The organism is secondary endosymbiont of Trabutina mannipara, from assembly GCF_900090215.1.
Lineage (GTDB): Bacteria > Pseudomonadota > Gammaproteobacteria > Enterobacterales > Enterobacteriaceae > Mikella.
Window position 1 is genome coordinate 229,550 of sequence record NZ_LT594522.1, and the last position, 15,914, is coordinate 245,463.

A 15,914-nucleotide genomic window follows, 5' to 3' on the forward strand; every position below is an offset into this window, starting at 1 on the left:
CATGACAGATGTAAATATGAAATCGCTCGCTGCTGAAATACAGATTCCAGTGGATCACCTGATAAAGCAATTTGCTGATGCTGGTATTGATAAAACAGCAGCTGATTCTGTAACTGAGATGGAAAAAAAAATTTTTTTTGCGTATTTAAACAATAGAAATATTCTGTCTAATAAATTAACTTTGCAACATAAAATACGTAGTACTTTAAATATTTCTTCTACAGGCGGTAAAAATAAATCGATACAAATTGAAGTACGCAGAAAGCGCAATTATCAACAAGTGCAAGAGCAAGCTGAAGAAAAAGCAAAGCGTGACGCTGAAGAAAAAGCAAAGCGTGACGCTGAAGAAAAAGCAAAGCGTGACGCTGAAGAAAAAGCAAAGTGTGACGCTGAAGAAAAAGCAAAGCGTAAAAAAGATAAAACTAAGCGTAAAGAACTAGCAGAATTTAAACGCAAAGATAAAATGCATCATGAAGAAAAGCTTTATAAAAAAGCTGATAAAAAACGTATTTTTACTGAAAAAGTAGGTAATAATTTTTTTGATAATGCATCTTTAGATGAAGATCTTATTAACTATATTGAAGGTGATCGTCGCCGTAATCCAGTTGTTAAATATAGCAATAAAAAAACAAGTAGCTTATCAGAAGAAGATAATGCTGATATCGAAGAATCAAGAGCAGTAGGTCGTAAAAATAAAAGCAAAATAAGCACATTACTGCATAGTTTTAATAAGCCAACCAAAGTTTTGAACCGCGATGTAATCATAGGTGAAACTATTACAGTAGCAGAATTAGCTAAAAAAATGGCTATAAAAGGATCGCAGGTCATTAAAAAAATGATGAAACTAGGTGCGGCTACTACTAGCAACCAAGTTCTTGATCAAGAAACTGCGCAACTAATAGCAGAAGAAATGGGTCATAATGTTATTCTACGTCTTGAAAACGAGTTAGAAAAATCATTAATGTATGAACGAAATACTGATACTCCAGAATTACGTGCGCCAGTAGTAACTATAATGGGACATGTAGATCACGGTAAAACATCTCTGCTCGACTATATTCGCATTGCAAAAGTGGCTGCAGAAGAGGTAGGTGGTATTACGCAGCATATTAGCGCCTATCATTTTAAAACAGATAAAGGCATGATAACTTTCATTGATACACCAGGTCATGCAGCATTTACAGCAATGAGAGCTCGTGGTGTGCAGATAACTGACATAGTAGTACTAGTAGTAGCTGCAGATGACGGAGTGATGCTGCAGACAATTGAAGCAATTAAGCATGCAAAAGCCGCTAAAGTACCGATAGTAGTTGCTGTTAACAAAATTGATAAACTGGAAGCAGATCCAGATAGAGTAAAAAATGAACTGATACAATACGATCTTCTTCCAGAAGAATGGGGTGGTGAAAATCAATTTGTACATGTTTCTGCTAAAACTGGCTCTGGAATTGATAAATTAATTGAAGCAATTTTGCTGCAAGCGGAAATTTTAGAACTAAAAGCAATCCACAAAGGAATGGCCTCTGGTGTCGTAATAGAATCTTTTTTAGATAAAGGACTAGGTCCAGTTGCTATAGTGCTAGTACTTGAAGGTACTCTTAATCGGGGTGATGTTGTTATTTGTGGTATTGAATATGGTCGTGTGCGTGCTATGCGCAATGAATTTGATTTCGATTTAGAATCTGCGGGACCATCTGTTCCAGTTAAAATACTAGGTCTATCAGGAATACCAGCTGCTGGTGATAAAGTAACAGTAGTACGCGATGATAAAAAAGCACGAGAAGTAGCAATTTATCGCCAAGGTAAATTTAGGGAAATAAAATTAGCACTGCAACAAAAATCAAAACTGGAAAAAATGGAAAACATGTTCGCTATCACTAAAAGTGAGGTATCTGAACTAAACATCGTGCTTAAATCTGACGTACAAGGTTCAGCTGAAGCAATCAGCAACGCATTGAAAAATTTATCAAACGATGAAGTAAAAGTAAAAATTATAGTTTCTGGTGTTGGTAGCATTAACGAAACTGACGTAACGTTAGCAGCAGCATCTAATGCTATTATACTAGGTTTTAATGTTCGTGCAGATAATTATGTTAACAAGCTTCTTGAATCAGAAAAACTAGAAATACGCTATTACTCAGTAATTTATGATCTACTTAATGAAGTAAAACAAGCGATGAATAGCATGCTATTACCAGCATACAAACAGGAAATAGTCGGGATAGCAAAAGTTAGTGATGTATTTAACTCACCCAAATTAGGTGTTATTGCTGGTTGTATAGTAACTGAAGGAGTAGTTAAATGTCACAACCCAATACGTATTTTGCGTAAAAACATAGTAATTTATAAAGGTGAAATAGAGTCATTAAGACATTTTAAAGATGATGTTAACGAAGTTCGTAATGGTCTTACATGCGGTATCGGAATCAAAAACTATAATAATATAATTTTAGGAGATGTAATCGAAGTTTTTAAAAATGTTGAAATCAAAAATACTATTGCCTGAATAATTTTTTTATTTTATTTGAGAATATTTGCAAAATGGCAAAAGAATATAGTCGTATACAGCGAGTTTCACAAGAGATAAAAAAAAATACTGCTATTATCTTACAGCGCGAAATTCAAGATCCTCGTATCAAAATAACAACAGTATCCTACGTTAAAGTTTCTAGAGATTTAGCATCTGCAAAAATTTTTGTCACTTTTTTAAATAACGAACATCCTGAACAAGTTAAACATAATATACGTATCCTACAAGGAGCTGCGTACAAAGTACGCAGCCTGCTTGGTAAAGCAATGTACTTACGTATAGTACCAGAATTACATTTCATATATGATAATTCACTTTTAGAAGGAATACGTATATCTAAACTAGTGAGACAGGTTGTTCAAAATAAAAATAACTAAATTATATGAACCGTCTAAAGGGTAACTGTAGATATCGTAATATTAACGGTATCGTCCTGTTAGATAAACCTATAAATATATCATCTAACGATGTTTTACAAACTGTCAAGAGGATATATTATGCTAATAAGGCCGGGCATACCGGATCTCTAGATCCATTAGCAACTGGTATGTTGCCTATTTGTTTAGGCGAGGCAACTAAATTTTCTCAATATTTGCTAAATGCAGATAAACGTTATAAGGTAACAGCTAAGCTAGGTGAACGCACAAATACTTCTGATGCTAATGGACAAACTATTAGTATACGACCGGTATCGTTAAATAAGACAAAGTTAATAAAAGAGCTTAAATATTTCTGCGGTGAAAGCAATCAAGTTCCGTCGATGTTTTCAGCATTAAAATATCATGGACGTCCGCTGTATGAATATGCTCGTAAAGGAATAAATGTAGTGCGCGAAGCACGAAAAATTAATGTTTATGATTTAAAATTACATAATTGGAACTTAAATAAGTTAGAACTAGAAATTCATTGCTCTAAAGGAACCTATATCCGCACTATTATAGATGATTTGGGGGAACGTCTAGGCTGTGGTGCACATGTTATTGCATTACGTAGAACAGCAGTAGCTAACTATTCTAGCAGCGATATGATAACACTTACAGCTCTTCAAGCTATATATGCAGAAACATTAAATAATAAAGAAAAATTCTCGTATTTAGATGCTTTGCTGTTACCAATAGATAGTGCTCTAATAGCTATGCCAACAATAAATATACCATCTTATCTAGCATATCGCTTGTTACTGGGTCAAAATATAAAGGTAATAGCGCCGCATGTTGGTTTAGTACGTATTATTTATGATAATAGTAACTTTTTGGGTATTGGTGAAATAAATTCTCAGGCACTTCTAATTCCACGTTGCCTGGTTAAAAACCGTACCTAATACATGTATTATTATTGCGATTAATGCTTGCTAAGAATAGATAATATGATTTATTATCTATAAGTAAATAGAGAGCTTAAGAGATATCGGCGCTCATCTATTTAATTGGGAGTATTATAATGTCTCTAAGTTTTGAAATTAAAAAAAAAATTATCTCTACTTTCGGCCGTAACGCTAAAGACAGCGGTTATACTGAAGTTCAGATAGCTATTTTAACTGCTCAGATTAGCCATCTGCATAATCATTTTATGGAAAATAAAAATGACCATCATAGCCGCAGGGGTCTCCTACGTATGGTTTCAAAGCGACGTAAATTGCTAGAATACTTAAAGAAAAAAGATATAGTACGTTATACCAACCTTATTGAACGTCTAGATCTTCGGCACTAAACAGTAAGAATCATTTTCTATCTGTAAAATGATATATATTATTTATAGCCATTTTAATACGTCGTATCTAAATAATACGGTAGAATAGCAGTTCTATAGCAGTTTTATCCTGTAATATCCTGTAATATTTAATTTTGATTGTATTATTGCAAATAGTATATAAATAATCAACACTAAATTTTAAATAAGGAAATTATTTTGCTAAATCCGATTGTTTGCAAGTTTCAATACGGGTATCATACCGTAACAATAGAAACAGGGTTAATGGCCCGGCAGGCTACTGCTGCAGTCATGATAACTATGGAAGATACAGCAGTTTTCGTAGCAGTTGTAGGTGCCAAACAAGAAAAAACAGGACACAATTTCTTTCCGTTAACTGTAAATTATCAAGAGCGAACCTATGCTGCTGGACGTTTTCCTGGAGGATTTTTTCGCCGTGAAGGACGACCAAGTGAAAGCGAAACCTTAATTTCTCGCTTAATTGACCGTCCTATTCGTCCTCTATTTCCAGAAGGTTTTTTTAATGAAGTACAGATTATAGCTACCGTGGTATCTATTAATCCTCAGATTAGCCCAGATATTGTAGCCATGATTGGAGCTTCTGCAGCATTAAGTCTGTCAGGTATTCCATTTAACGGTCCTATTGGCGCCGCCAGAATTGGTTTTATAAATAACAAGTATGTATTAAACCCAACTAAAGTAGAACTAACTGAAAGCCGATTAGATCTAGTAGTTGCTGGTACTGCTAATACGGTACTTATGGTAGAATCAGAAGCACAGTTATTGAAAGAAGATCAAATGCTGGAAGCTATAGTGTATGGACATGATCAACAGCAAGTAGTAATAGAAAATATTAATCAGTTAGTTGCTAAAGCTGGTAAGCCAAAATGGCAATGGAAGCACCAGGATGTTAATGTTAGCCTAAAAACAAAGGTTGTCGAGCTAGCTGAATCTCGTATCGGTGATGCTTACCGCATCACCGAAAAACAAAACCGCTATGCTGTTGTTGACGCTATAAAAAAAGATACTATAGAAACTTTAAAGTACCAGGACAACACTTTAGAAGAAAGCGAAATTCATAGTATACTATGGATGTTAGAAAAAAACGTGGTACGTAGCAGAGTATTACGAGGAAAACCGCGTATCGATGGCCGTGAAAACGATATGATCCGCAATCTAGATGTTCGTATTGGTGTCCTACCACGTACTCACGGTTCAGCATTGTTCACTCGTGGAGAAACCCAAGCACTGGTTACCGTTACGCTAGGAACTGAACGTGATGCACAGAATATTGATGACCTTACAGGTGAAAGAATAGATAGATTTTTACTACACTATAATTTTCCTTTGTATTGTGTGGGTGAAACAGGTATGGTGGGATCGCCCAAACGGCGTGAAATAGGCCACGGTAGTTTGGCAAAAAGGGGTATTATGGCAGTAATGCCTAATGCAAGCGAATTTCCTTATACTATTCGCGTGGTAGCAGAAATCACGGAATCAAATGGTTCTTCATCAATGGCTTCTGTTTGCGGTGCTTCGCTAGCACTAATGGACGCTGGAGTACCTATCAAGACAGCTGTTGCTGGTATCGCTATAGGTTTGATTAAAGAAGAAGAAAAATTTGTAGTATTATCCGATATTATCGGTGATGAAGATCATTTAGGAGATATGGATCTTAAAGTTGCCGGTAGCATGGAAGGTATTACAGCATTGCAAATGGATATAAAAATAGAAGGAATAACAAGCAAAATCATGAATATAGCGCTTGAGCAGGCTAAAATAGCAAGAAATCATATCCTTAGGATAATGGAACGTTCTATTAGCTCGCCACGTTGTAATATTTCTGAATTCGCACCTCGTATTCATACGGTAAAAATTAATCCAGATAAAATAAAGGACTTAATTGGTAAAGGAGGCTCTGTTATTCGTGTGTTAACAGAGGAAACTGGTACCACTATAGAAATTGAAGATGATGGTACTGTAAAAGTGGTAGCTACAAGTATCGATAAAGCTAACCATGCTATTCGTCGTATTAAAGAAATTACTGCTGAAATAGAAGTAGGACGTATTTATAATGGTAAAGTTGCTCGCATAGTTGATTTTGGAGCTTTTGTTGTTATAAGTGGTGGCAAAGAAGGTTTAGTACATATATCTCAAATAGTAGATAAACGTGTAGAAAAAGTTACTGATTATTTGGAATTAGGACAAGAGGTTCCTGTTAAAGTTATTGAAGTAGACCGTCAGGGTCGCGTTCGTCTTAGTATCAAGGAAGCAATTACTTAAAAGAACTAAGAACTTAAGCAGCACGTATTTAATTGTTAGTTTTAGGACTGGTATCCATTAAAATGAGACACTCGTACAATGTCTAAAGTAGAAAAATATTTTTCCGATTTGGGGCTTAAAGCTCATATACTTAACGCACTTGCAGATCTAGGTTATGAAAAACCATCACCAATACAGTCTGCCTGTATTCCACATCTTTTAGCTGGACGTGATGTATTAGGTATGGCTCAAACAGGTAGCGGTAAAACTGCTGCTTTTTCTTTACCGCTGTTAAATAATATTAATCCAGAATTAGCGGTACCACAGATGTTAGTTCTAGCTCCTACTAGAGAACTAGCAGTACAGGTAGGTGATGCCTGTACAGATTTTGCTAAGCATATAAAAGGTGTTAATATAGTTTCCTTATACGGAGGACAACGTTATGACTTACAATTACGCGCCCTGCGCTATGGGCCACAAGTTGTTGTAGGTACTCCAGGAAGACTTTTAGATCATTTAAAAAGAGGTACTCTAAACTTATCTAAGTTAAATGGATTAGTGTTAGATGAAGCGGATGAAATGTTGCGAATGGGGTTTATAGAAGATGTAGAAAATATTCTATCTAAGATACCAGCTAAACATCAAACTGCTCTATTCTCAGCTACTATGCCAGAAGTAATTCGTAGAATTACGCGACGGTTTATGAACAATCCATATGAAGTACGGATTCAATCCAGTATAAAAAACTGTCCAGATATCAGCCAATGCTATTGGATAGTTCAAGGAATACGCAAAAATGAAGCACTGGCTCGTTTCTTAGAAGCAGAAGATTTTGATGCAGCTATTATATTTGTGCGTACTAAAAATGCAACGCTGGAAGTAGCAGAAGCTTTGGAAAAAAACGGTTATAATAGCGCTGCTCTCAATGGTGATATGAATCAAAATTTACGAGAACAGACATTAGATCGTTTTAAAAATGGTCGCTTAGATATACTAATCGCTACTGATGTCGCTGCACGGGGACTAGATGTTGATCGCATTAGCTTGGTCGTCAACTATGATATTCCGCTCGATTATGAATCTTATGTTCATCGTATTGGACGTACCGGTCGTGCTGGTAGAGCTGGACGGGCACTATTATTTGTAGAAAACCGCGAACGACGTCTATTGCGTAATATTGAACGTATGACTAAGCTGACAATAAAGGAAGTAAAATTACCTACTGCAGAAATATTAAGCAGCCGTAGATTAGCTAAGTTTGCAGATAAAGTACAAAACCAGCTAGAAAGTAACGATCTTAATATGTATCGCGCACTGTTAGCAAAATTGCAACCTGCGGCAGAAGAGCTAGATATGGAAACTTTGGCTGCAGCATTGTTGAAAATGGCCCAGGGAGAACGTCCACTTATCTTACCACAAGTTCCTAATAATAAAGTTCCTAATAATATTAAACGTCGTATTTTGCGACGTAATTTAATTGATCGCAGTAGGGGCAGCAGGCGTTAAATTTCATTCATTTATTTCGTAAAATATGAAAACAAAACAAGACGCGACTTCAAGACGCGACTTGTTATTTATGGGACTTCTGGACACTACGGCGTCCAGAAGTGCTAAAAAAAGAAATAGCAATTAAATTACCGAATTAGCTAGTATCATAATCGCTGCAGTAGATCATCCGATTGGATAATACCTGAACAAATGATGTGATGCTTCCATCCAGATAAAGTCTGCTGTCATTGTTGGGGGTATAAAAGTTTTTGATGTAATTTCATTTAAAACGCAACGATTAGCTGATTTTTCGTGCAATGCTGTAGCAAAACGTGTATGGTGCTTGAAATCATAATTTTATGATTAATATGGGTCGTGTAGGATTCGAACCTACGACCAATTGATTAAGAGTCAACTGCTCTACCAACTGAGCTAACGACCCACAATGTATAAATTATTATCTTAATTTAACACCTATGTCAAAGAATTCATGTTCATGAATAACTGTAATTACTTACCAATACAAAAGCTAGAGAAAATATTTTTCAGCAAATCATTAGAACTAAATTCTCCTGTAATTTCACTAAGCATTTTTTGTGCTAACCGTAATTCTTCAGCTAGTAGTTCACAATAACAGGCGTTAACTAATTGCTCTTTCCCCTGAAATAAATGCTTAGCTGCATTTTTAAGTGCCTCTATATGACGGCGACGCGCTAAAAACTGTCCTTCAGTGCTACCAGTAAAACCATTAATTTGCTTAAGGTGTTCAAAAAGAAAGTTTAGGCCTATACCTGCTTTTGCAGAAAGAGTGATTATTGAGTAATCTTTTATTTTTCTTATGCCAATTTTTTCTCCTGTAATATCAGCTTTATTTCTTACTATAGTGACATCTATACCAGATGGTATACGTGCTATAAACTTCTGTATCATTTTAAGTGTTGTTTCGGTACTATCTATTTCTTCTTTACTATCACTATCAATTAATAATACATGATCTGCCTGTTTAATTTCACGCCAAGCACGCTCAATACCAATTTTTTCTACTTCATCTTCTGATTCGTGCAAACCTGCGGTATCGATTATATGCATAGGAATGCCGTTTATATGAATATATTCACGCAATATATCGCGTGTAGTACCAGCAACTGCAGTTACGATCGCTACCTCACGCCCCGCAATAGCATTCAGTAGGCTGGATTTACCGGCGTTAGGTTTACCAGCAATGACTACTTTAATACCTTCACGTAAAATACTTCCTTGATGAGCTTCTGCTATTACCATATTAAGTCTGGTAATAATATCATTTATACTTGTTTCTATTTTACTTTTTGAAATAAAATCAATGTCTTCATCTGGAAAATCGATAGCAGCTTCAACAGCTATGCGCAGATTAGTCAGCATTTCTACTAACTCATGAATACGGATAGAAAACTTGCCTTGCAATGAGTTGAATGCAGATCGAGCTGCCTGAACTGAACTAGCATCTATTAGATCAGCAATAGCCTCTGCCTGAGCAAGATCTAGCTTATTATTTATAAAGGCACGCTTAGAAAACTCTCCTGGATGGGCAATACGCACTCCTTGAAGCGATATAATTTGCTGCAATAGCAGATCTAAGATTATAGGACCACCGTGTCCTTGTAGTTCTAGAATATCTTCACCAGTAAAAGAAAAAGGACCTGGAAAAAATAGGGCGATACCATGATCTATATGATTGCCGTTCATATCGCAAAATGGTAGGTATTCAGCCTGCCTGGGAATTGGCAGCTTACCCAATAACATGCGTGCTACCGATGTAGCTAAAGGTCCAGAAACACGCAAAATACCTATTCCGCCACGTCCTTGCGGTGTAGCAATTGCAGTAATAGTATCAGTATCTATGCTCATAGCTATAGACCTCTTTTAAAAAGTACGCTATAAATAAACTTTTGCTGAATAATAGTTACAAAATTATTTACGATGTAATACAATACTAAACCTGATGGTAATAATAGAAAAAAATAGTAAATATAACTGGCATAAAAAACATAATTTTATGTTGTATTGGATCAGTATTGATCGACATTTTATGAATAAAGAACATAGTCACACCCATCAGTGTCGGCAAAATATAGTAAGGATCTGGAGCAGATAAGTCATGTATCCACATACTAAAAGGAGCATGATGTAATTCAATAGAGCTTGAAAGCATGTAATATAACGATAATAAAATAGGCATCTGTATTATTAGAAGTAGGAATCCACCAAAAGGATTAACCTTTTCTGCTTTATATAAAGCTATCATTTCTTTACTATATAGCTGTTTATTATCATATAAACGCTCTCGTATCGCTGTTAGTTTAGGCTGCAGAATACGCATTCTATACATTGAAGTATACTGCGATTTTGTAATAGGATACATAAGGCAACGTACGATAAAAGTAATGATAATAATAGAAACCCCCCAATTGCAAGTATAGCTATATATAATAGTTAATATTTTAAATAATGGTTGATAAATGAACCATAACCAGCCATAATCGATTACAAGGTCTAAATAAGGGGCAATATCTGCCATCTTCTGAATTTTGGGACCAATCCATAATGATGCATTTAATTCTTTTTTGCTACCTGCTGCAATAATAACAGGAGTAGATTTAAATCCGATCTCAGCTTGACCGTTACTTAAATACGTTGTATAAAACGTATTTTTTCCTTGGGTAAAAGGAATCCAAGCAGTAGCAAAATATTGCTGTAGCATAGCGATCCAACCTCCATCAGTATAGACGCTTAAATTTTTTACTTTAATTGCTTTAAAACTATACTTTTGATATTTTTTTGCAGTGGTAGAATAGGATGTGCCACGGTAGCCATGAATTGAAAAATTGCAATTTTTTATTTTTTTTGGGAAAATAATAGACTGTTTTAGTTTACCAAACAAAATTAGCTCTAATTGCTGCGTATTATTTGTGTTATTAACATTATAATTGATGTTAATAACAAATTCACCGCGTTTTAAAATAAAAGTTTTTTTGTAAACAACACCATCGTAATCGACGTAAGTAAAAGGGACGCGTAACTCTTTCTGAGTATCCTCCATAATATAGGTATTTTTATTAGTTTTATAAAGCGGGCGAAAAATATTTGATTTATTTTTCTGACTATTTTTTACCGTTAGGCCGCTTTGAGCCTGATATACAAATTCATTAGATGTTTCAAGTAAATGAAAAGGTTGCAGTGAATCTAATTTATCTGAATAAGTTAACAGAAAAGCCTGCTCAATATCACCACCGTAAGGGTTTATTTTTAGTGATAATACGTCAGTATTCACTGTAATAAACCTACCTTCATGTTCCCTAGGAACTTTATTGCTGTTGGGGTCTAACTCTTGTTGCATTTTATGCTGATTAGTATACTTAGAATAATATTCAGTGTCAGTTTTTTGCAAAAAAATGAAAAACACGCACAGCATAGCTATTACAATAATTACAAGAATATTATATTGTGAATCCATTTTTTTTATTTTTATGGTTCTCTGTTAAGTAAGATGGTCCTCTAAATTAAAAATGGAGACAATGGTAGTTCCATAATTTATCTAATGTTTCTGTTATGGCAGAATTATTTTTATAAAAATTTGTAAAGTCTTTTTTAGCAATAACTACAAAATCCATTGTAGGCAATGTATGCTGTTGCCGTCGAAAACTTTCGCGTATTAATCGTTTAATTTTGTTGCGTTCATGAGCCTTTTTTATATATTTTTTTGCTATAGTAAAACCAACTCTTGGATAACCTAATGTATTCAAGCGGCTAAGAATAAGAATATATTGCGTACCCACACGGTGAGGTTTCTGAAATACGAAAAAAAAATCATTAGAAGTTAACAACCGTAACTTACGGGTAAATGCAATCTTAATCACTAGTTTTCTTTAGAAGAAACAGTTAAATACGAACGTCCTTTAGCACGTCGTCGTGCTAAAATATGACGCCCTTTTTTATTTGCCATACGAATTCTAAAACCATGGGTGCGATTACGTTTTAATACTGATGGTTGAAAAGTGCGTTTCATAGCGATATTTACCTAAATTTTAGATAATAAATAAGGTAATAAAATACCGATTCATATTATTTATTATAGAGAAATTATCATTATAATAACTGTTAGTCAATTTACATTACGTATTACTTTTAAAAAAAAGAGGTAATATTTTTACGATTAGCGCCGATAGCGATGACGTTAATTATGTTTTCCTAAAAAAACTTAGAATAAAGAAGCTATGAAATTTATCATAAAACGTGAGCATTTAATCAAGCCTCTGCAACAAGTAAGTAACACATTGGGTGTTAGGCGTCCTCTTTTGCCTATTCTAAATAATATACTATTACAGATAAATAAAGATAATTTGCTATTGACTGGTACCGATTTAGAACTAGAAATAGTAGCTAAGGTCGTTCTTAATAATTTTTATGAGCAAAGTGTAGCTACCACTGTACCAGCACGTAAGTTTTTTGATATTTGCAGAGGTCTACCAGCAGAAGCTGAGATAGCGGTAACGTTAGTAGAAGGTGAAAGGATATTAATTAAATCTGGTAGGAGCCGTTATTTACTTTCTACGCTACCTGCAGTAAATTTTCCAAATATAGATGATTGGCAAATCATAGTACAATTTACTATAAAACAATCAAGTTTGAAAAAATTAATTGAATCAACTCAATTTTCTATGGCACATCAAGATGTACGTTATTACCTAAACGGTATGTTATTTGAAACTGAAGTAGATGCATTACGTGCTGTTGCTACAGACGGTCACCGCTTGGCAATGTGCGTCATACCAGTAATCGGCAATATTTTGCCGTTACACTCTGTTATTATACCACGTAAAAGTATAATTGAGCTAGTGCGCATACTAGATAGTAGTGATAATCCAGTAAAAGTGCAAATTGGTAGTAATAATATCCGTATCAGCGTCGGTAATTATATGTTTACCTCAAAACTAGTTAACGGTCGTTTTCCTGATTATCGTAGAGTATTTCTAAAAAATCCTGATAAAAAAATTGAAGCAAAATGTGAGGCTCTTAAACAGGCTCTTACACGTGCAGCTATTCTATCCAGTGATAGATTTCATGGTGTGCGGTTATATCTTAGTACCAACCAGCTAAAAATTACTGCTAATAATCCTAAACAGGAAGAAGCAGAAGAGATTATTGATGCTTACTATCATGGTAGTGAAGTAGAAATTGCTTTTAACGTCAGTTATGTACTTGACGTGCTCAATGCTTTAAAGTGCGATGTAGTACGAATATTACTAACAGATGGGGTTTCTAGTGTGCAAATTGTAGATAGCGCTAACAAAGTAGCTATTTATATAATTATGCCGATACGGCTCTAATAAAAATTTACCGTAATTTAATAATTTTTAAAAGTAATACGTAATGAACGTAATGAATTGCTACCTACTCTGCCTAATAAACAGTGCCGTGCCATAATTCTAAACAAGAACCATGCCTGGAATAAACAATTCCCGACGGGAATTTAGTAATTCATGTACTTGCATTACTTTTTTACTTTCAGGCTGCAACTTAGTTAATGTTAGTATTCCATCTCCAGTAGTAATATGGATACCTTTTTTATCAGCAGCAAAAATTGTTCCTGGTAAATAAGAAGCTGTATGTAGTTGCTTATTAACTCTAGCAGCCCATACTCTAATATAATGTCCATTAATTAGAAAATAACTTATAGGCCATGGATTAAAAGCTCTAATACAGCGCTCAAGCTGAACTGCTGATAAGCTCCAGTCTATTCTGGCTTCTTCCTTACTTATTTTGTAAGCATAGGAAGCTAGTTCGTTATTTTGTGGCTCAGCTGTAACGCTGCCAGCGATAAGTAGTTCCAGAGTTTTTAGCAGTGCATTAGACCCCATTTTAGCTAATTTAGCATATAATGAAGCGCTAGTATCGTCAGGTTGTATAGTACATATGTTCCTATACAGCACAGGACCAGTATCAAGACCAGCATCCATTTTGATAATAGTTATGCCAGTGAAATCGTCACCTGCCAATAATGCTCTATGAATAGGCGCTGCCCCGCGCCATTTAGGTAATAGTGACCCATGCACATTAATACATCCTATTTTGGGAATATCTAAAACGGCTTTGGGTAGAATCATACTATAAGCTACTACCACTAGAATATCTGCATTTAACTCTTCTATACAACGTTGAACTTCAATGTTGTGCAGTGAAAAAGGCTGAAATACCGGCACATTATAGCTTTCTGCTAACTGCTTAACTGGGCTGGGGGTAAATATATTTCCATGTCCTGCAGGACGATCTGGCTGAGTTAAAACACCTATTAAATTATGTTTAGTATTAATTAGCGCATTTAAATGGCAAGAAGCAAAATTAGGTGTACCAGCAAATAGAATACGTAAAGAATATAACACGATAATTCCTAAATTCATATTTGTTAACAATATCCATTTCGCACTAAATATTAAAGCGCTGATGTTTTAGGCGACAAATAATCGATAAATAATCTACCCACTAAGTGGTCTATCTCGTGTTGGATGCAAATTGCAAGAATAGCATCAGCTTCAAACTTAAAAAATTTACCTGTTCTATCTAAAGCCAAAACTTTTATAGTTTCAGCACGTGAAACAAAACCACGAAAACCTGGAATAGACAAACAGCCTTCATCAAGGCCTATTTTTCCACTTTTTTTTAGTATTTCTGGATTTATTAGTACTAAACGCTGATCTCTATTTTCCGAGACATCAATCACAATTATCCTCTGATGAATATCAACTTGGGTAGCTGCTAGGCCTATACCATCTTCAGCATACATAGTTTCAAACATATCATCCACTATGCGTTGGATAGTATCATTAATTTCAGCAACTGGTTTTGCTATTTTTCGCAGCCGCTCGTCAGGGTAATGTAATACCTGCAGTAATGCCATAATATCTGAATCTATGTTTTAAACTTACTCATCGATTAGCGTCTAATAAGACGCTATACATAGAATTATATTATACAAAAAAATAAATAGCAAAAATAAATATTTGAAATTTTTTAAATAAAATTATTATTTTTTTAACTTGATATTTTTAAAAACAGCTATACAATATATTACTTATTTTTGTCCCTTTCGTCTAGTGGCCTAGGACACTGCCCTTTCACGGCGGCAACAGGGGTTCGAACCCCCTAGGGGACATTTTTGCTATTTATTTTTCTCTAGAGACATACTCACTAGAGCGAGTATCTACTTTAATAATTTCGCCAACATTAACAAATAACGGCACTTTAACTATCGCTCCAGTAGTTAAAATAGCTATTTTTTTACCACTGGTACTGATATTATATCCATAGGGATCAGTTTTTATAATCTTTAATGCTACGAAGTTAGGCGTTGTGACAGCAATTACTTGACCGTTCCACAAAGTAATAACATACTCAGTTTGTTCTACCATCCATTTTATAGTATCACCAACTAATTTAATATTAACTGCTAGTTGTTCAAAATTACTGTTATTCATAAAATAACAGAATTTACCGTCGTTATACAAATAAATAAAATTGATATCAATAACATCTGCTGCTTCTACCAATCTACCAGATTTAAATACTTTTTCTAAAATTTTGCCTGAAATTAATTTCTTCATACGAACTCTGTTAAACGCCTGTCCTTTTCCAGGATTTACGAATTGATTGTCAATGATCGAGCATGGCTCTCCATCAAACATAATTTTGATACCACAACTGAATTCTTTTGTACTATAATAATATACCATAATAAATAGTTATTTTTAATAAACTAAACAACGCCTGTCCTTTTCCAGGATTTACGAATTGATTGTCAATGATCGAGCATGGCTCTCCATCAAACATAATTTTGATACCACACAAGGTACTTGCACATAGCGCGTAAACACTTTATAAGCGCTGAAGA

The 15,914-nt window shown here is 34.7% G+C and carries 13 protein-coding genes, 2 tRNA genes and 2 pseudogenes; 8 read left to right on the forward strand and 9 right to left on the reverse strand.

The genetic code is table 11. The annotated features are described in order from the left end of the window. The first annotated feature begins 1 nt into the window (after position 1). The 6 genes and pseudogenes from infB to TREMTM_RS01160 form a co-directional block, all read left to right on the forward strand. Positions 2-2,506 carry a translation initiation factor IF-2 gene (gene infB / locus TREMTM_RS01135; RefSeq protein WP_083172487.1) on the forward strand — a complete coding sequence of 835 codons (2,505 nt, stop codon included), beginning with the start codon at positions 2-4 and terminating at the stop codon, positions 2,504-2,506. 35 nt (positions 2,507-2,541) lie between these two features. Next, complete coding sequence (gene rbfA / locus TREMTM_RS01140) at positions 2,542-2,907, forward strand: 30S ribosome-binding factor RbfA (protein WP_083172489.1); 366 nt, start codon at positions 2,542-2,544, stop codon at positions 2,905-2,907. Between the two features lie 5 nt (positions 2,908-2,912). After that, entirely contained in the window at positions 2,913-3,851 is a 939-nt protein-coding gene (gene truB, locus TREMTM_RS01145) for a tRNA pseudouridine(55) synthase TruB (protein ID WP_083172491.1), read from the forward strand. A 119-nt stretch (positions 3,852-3,970) separates the two neighbouring features. Further along, complete coding sequence (rpsO, locus tag TREMTM_RS01150) at positions 3,971-4,240, forward strand: 30S ribosomal protein S15 (RefSeq protein ID WP_083172494.1); 270 nt, start codon at positions 3,971-3,973, stop codon at positions 4,238-4,240. Between the two features lie 198 nt (positions 4,241-4,438). Continuing rightward, on the forward strand, positions 4,439-6,523 hold the full coding sequence (gene pnp / locus TREMTM_RS01155) for a polyribonucleotide nucleotidyltransferase (protein WP_083172496.1): 2,085 nt from the start codon (positions 4,439-4,441) through the stop codon (positions 6,521-6,523). 78 nt (positions 6,524-6,601) lie between these two features. Then, positions 6,602-8,005, forward strand: a pseudogene (locus TREMTM_RS01160) (DEAD/DEAH box helicase); the annotation flags it as partial. A 354-nt stretch (positions 8,006-8,359) separates the two neighbouring features. Here TREMTM_RS01160 and TREMTM_RS01165 read toward each other — a convergent pair. From TREMTM_RS01165 to rpmH, 5 genes and pseudogenes are all read right to left on the reverse strand, one after another. Continuing rightward, positions 8,360-8,432 (reverse strand) — tRNA-Lys (locus TREMTM_RS01165). Between the two features lie 68 nt (positions 8,433-8,500). Beyond that, entirely contained in the window at positions 8,501-9,877 is a 1,377-nt protein-coding gene (gene mnmE, locus TREMTM_RS01170; RefSeq protein WP_083172498.1) for a tRNA uridine-5-carboxymethylaminomethyl(34) synthesis GTPase MnmE, read from the reverse strand. A 2-nt stretch (positions 9,878-9,879) separates the two neighbouring features. Next, positions 9,880-11,483 (reverse strand): annotated as a pseudogene (gene yidC / locus TREMTM_RS01175) (membrane protein insertase YidC). Between the two features lie 46 nt (positions 11,484-11,529). Further along, a complete protein-coding gene (gene rnpA, locus TREMTM_RS01180; RefSeq protein WP_083172500.1) occupies positions 11,530-11,886 on the reverse strand; it encodes a ribonuclease P protein component in 357 nt (118 codons plus the stop codon). Further along, entirely contained in the window at positions 11,886-12,035 is a 150-nt protein-coding gene (gene rpmH, locus TREMTM_RS01185) for a 50S ribosomal protein L34 (RefSeq protein ID WP_083172502.1), read from the reverse strand. Before rpmH ends, rnpA begins: the two co-directional genes overlap by 1 nt. A gap of 208 nt (positions 12,036-12,243) precedes the next feature. On the opposite strand from rpmH, the gene dnaN reads away from it, so the two are divergent. Continuing rightward, the gene (gene dnaN, locus TREMTM_RS01190) at positions 12,244-13,356 is read left to right on the forward strand and encodes a DNA polymerase III subunit beta (RefSeq protein ID WP_083172504.1); all 1,113 of its coding nucleotides are present in this window, start codon (positions 12,244-12,246) and stop codon (positions 13,354-13,356) included. 99 nt (positions 13,357-13,455) lie between these two features. On the opposite strand, the gene fmt is transcribed toward dnaN, so the two are convergent. Both fmt and def read right to left on the reverse strand, forming a co-directional pair. Further along, entirely contained in the window at positions 13,456-14,427 is a 972-nt protein-coding gene (gene fmt / locus TREMTM_RS01195; RefSeq protein WP_083172506.1) for a methionyl-tRNA formyltransferase, read from the reverse strand. A 32-nt stretch (positions 14,428-14,459) separates the two neighbouring features. After that, a complete protein-coding gene (def, locus tag TREMTM_RS01200) occupies positions 14,460-14,924 on the reverse strand; it encodes a peptide deformylase (protein WP_083172508.1) in 465 nt (154 codons plus the stop codon). Positions 14,925-15,106: 182 nt separating this feature from the next. On the opposite strand from def, the gene TREMTM_RS01205 reads away from it, so the two are divergent. Further along, positions 15,107-15,179 (forward strand) — tRNA-Glu (locus TREMTM_RS01205). A 10-nt stretch (positions 15,180-15,189) separates the two neighbouring features. Here TREMTM_RS01205 and efp read toward each other — a convergent pair. Together efp and TREMTM_RS01215 are read right to left on the reverse strand one after the other, a co-directional pair. After that, the gene (gene efp, locus TREMTM_RS01210; protein WP_083172510.1) at positions 15,190-15,756 is read right to left on the reverse strand and encodes an elongation factor P; all 567 of its coding nucleotides are present in this window, start codon (positions 15,754-15,756) and stop codon (positions 15,190-15,192) included. Then, a complete protein-coding gene (locus TREMTM_RS01215; protein ID WP_083172512.1) occupies positions 15,740-15,853 on the reverse strand; it encodes a hypothetical protein in 114 nt (37 codons plus the stop codon). The genes efp and TREMTM_RS01215 overlap by 17 nt, the downstream gene beginning before the upstream one ends. Between the last annotated feature and the right edge of the window lie 61 nt (positions 15,854-15,914).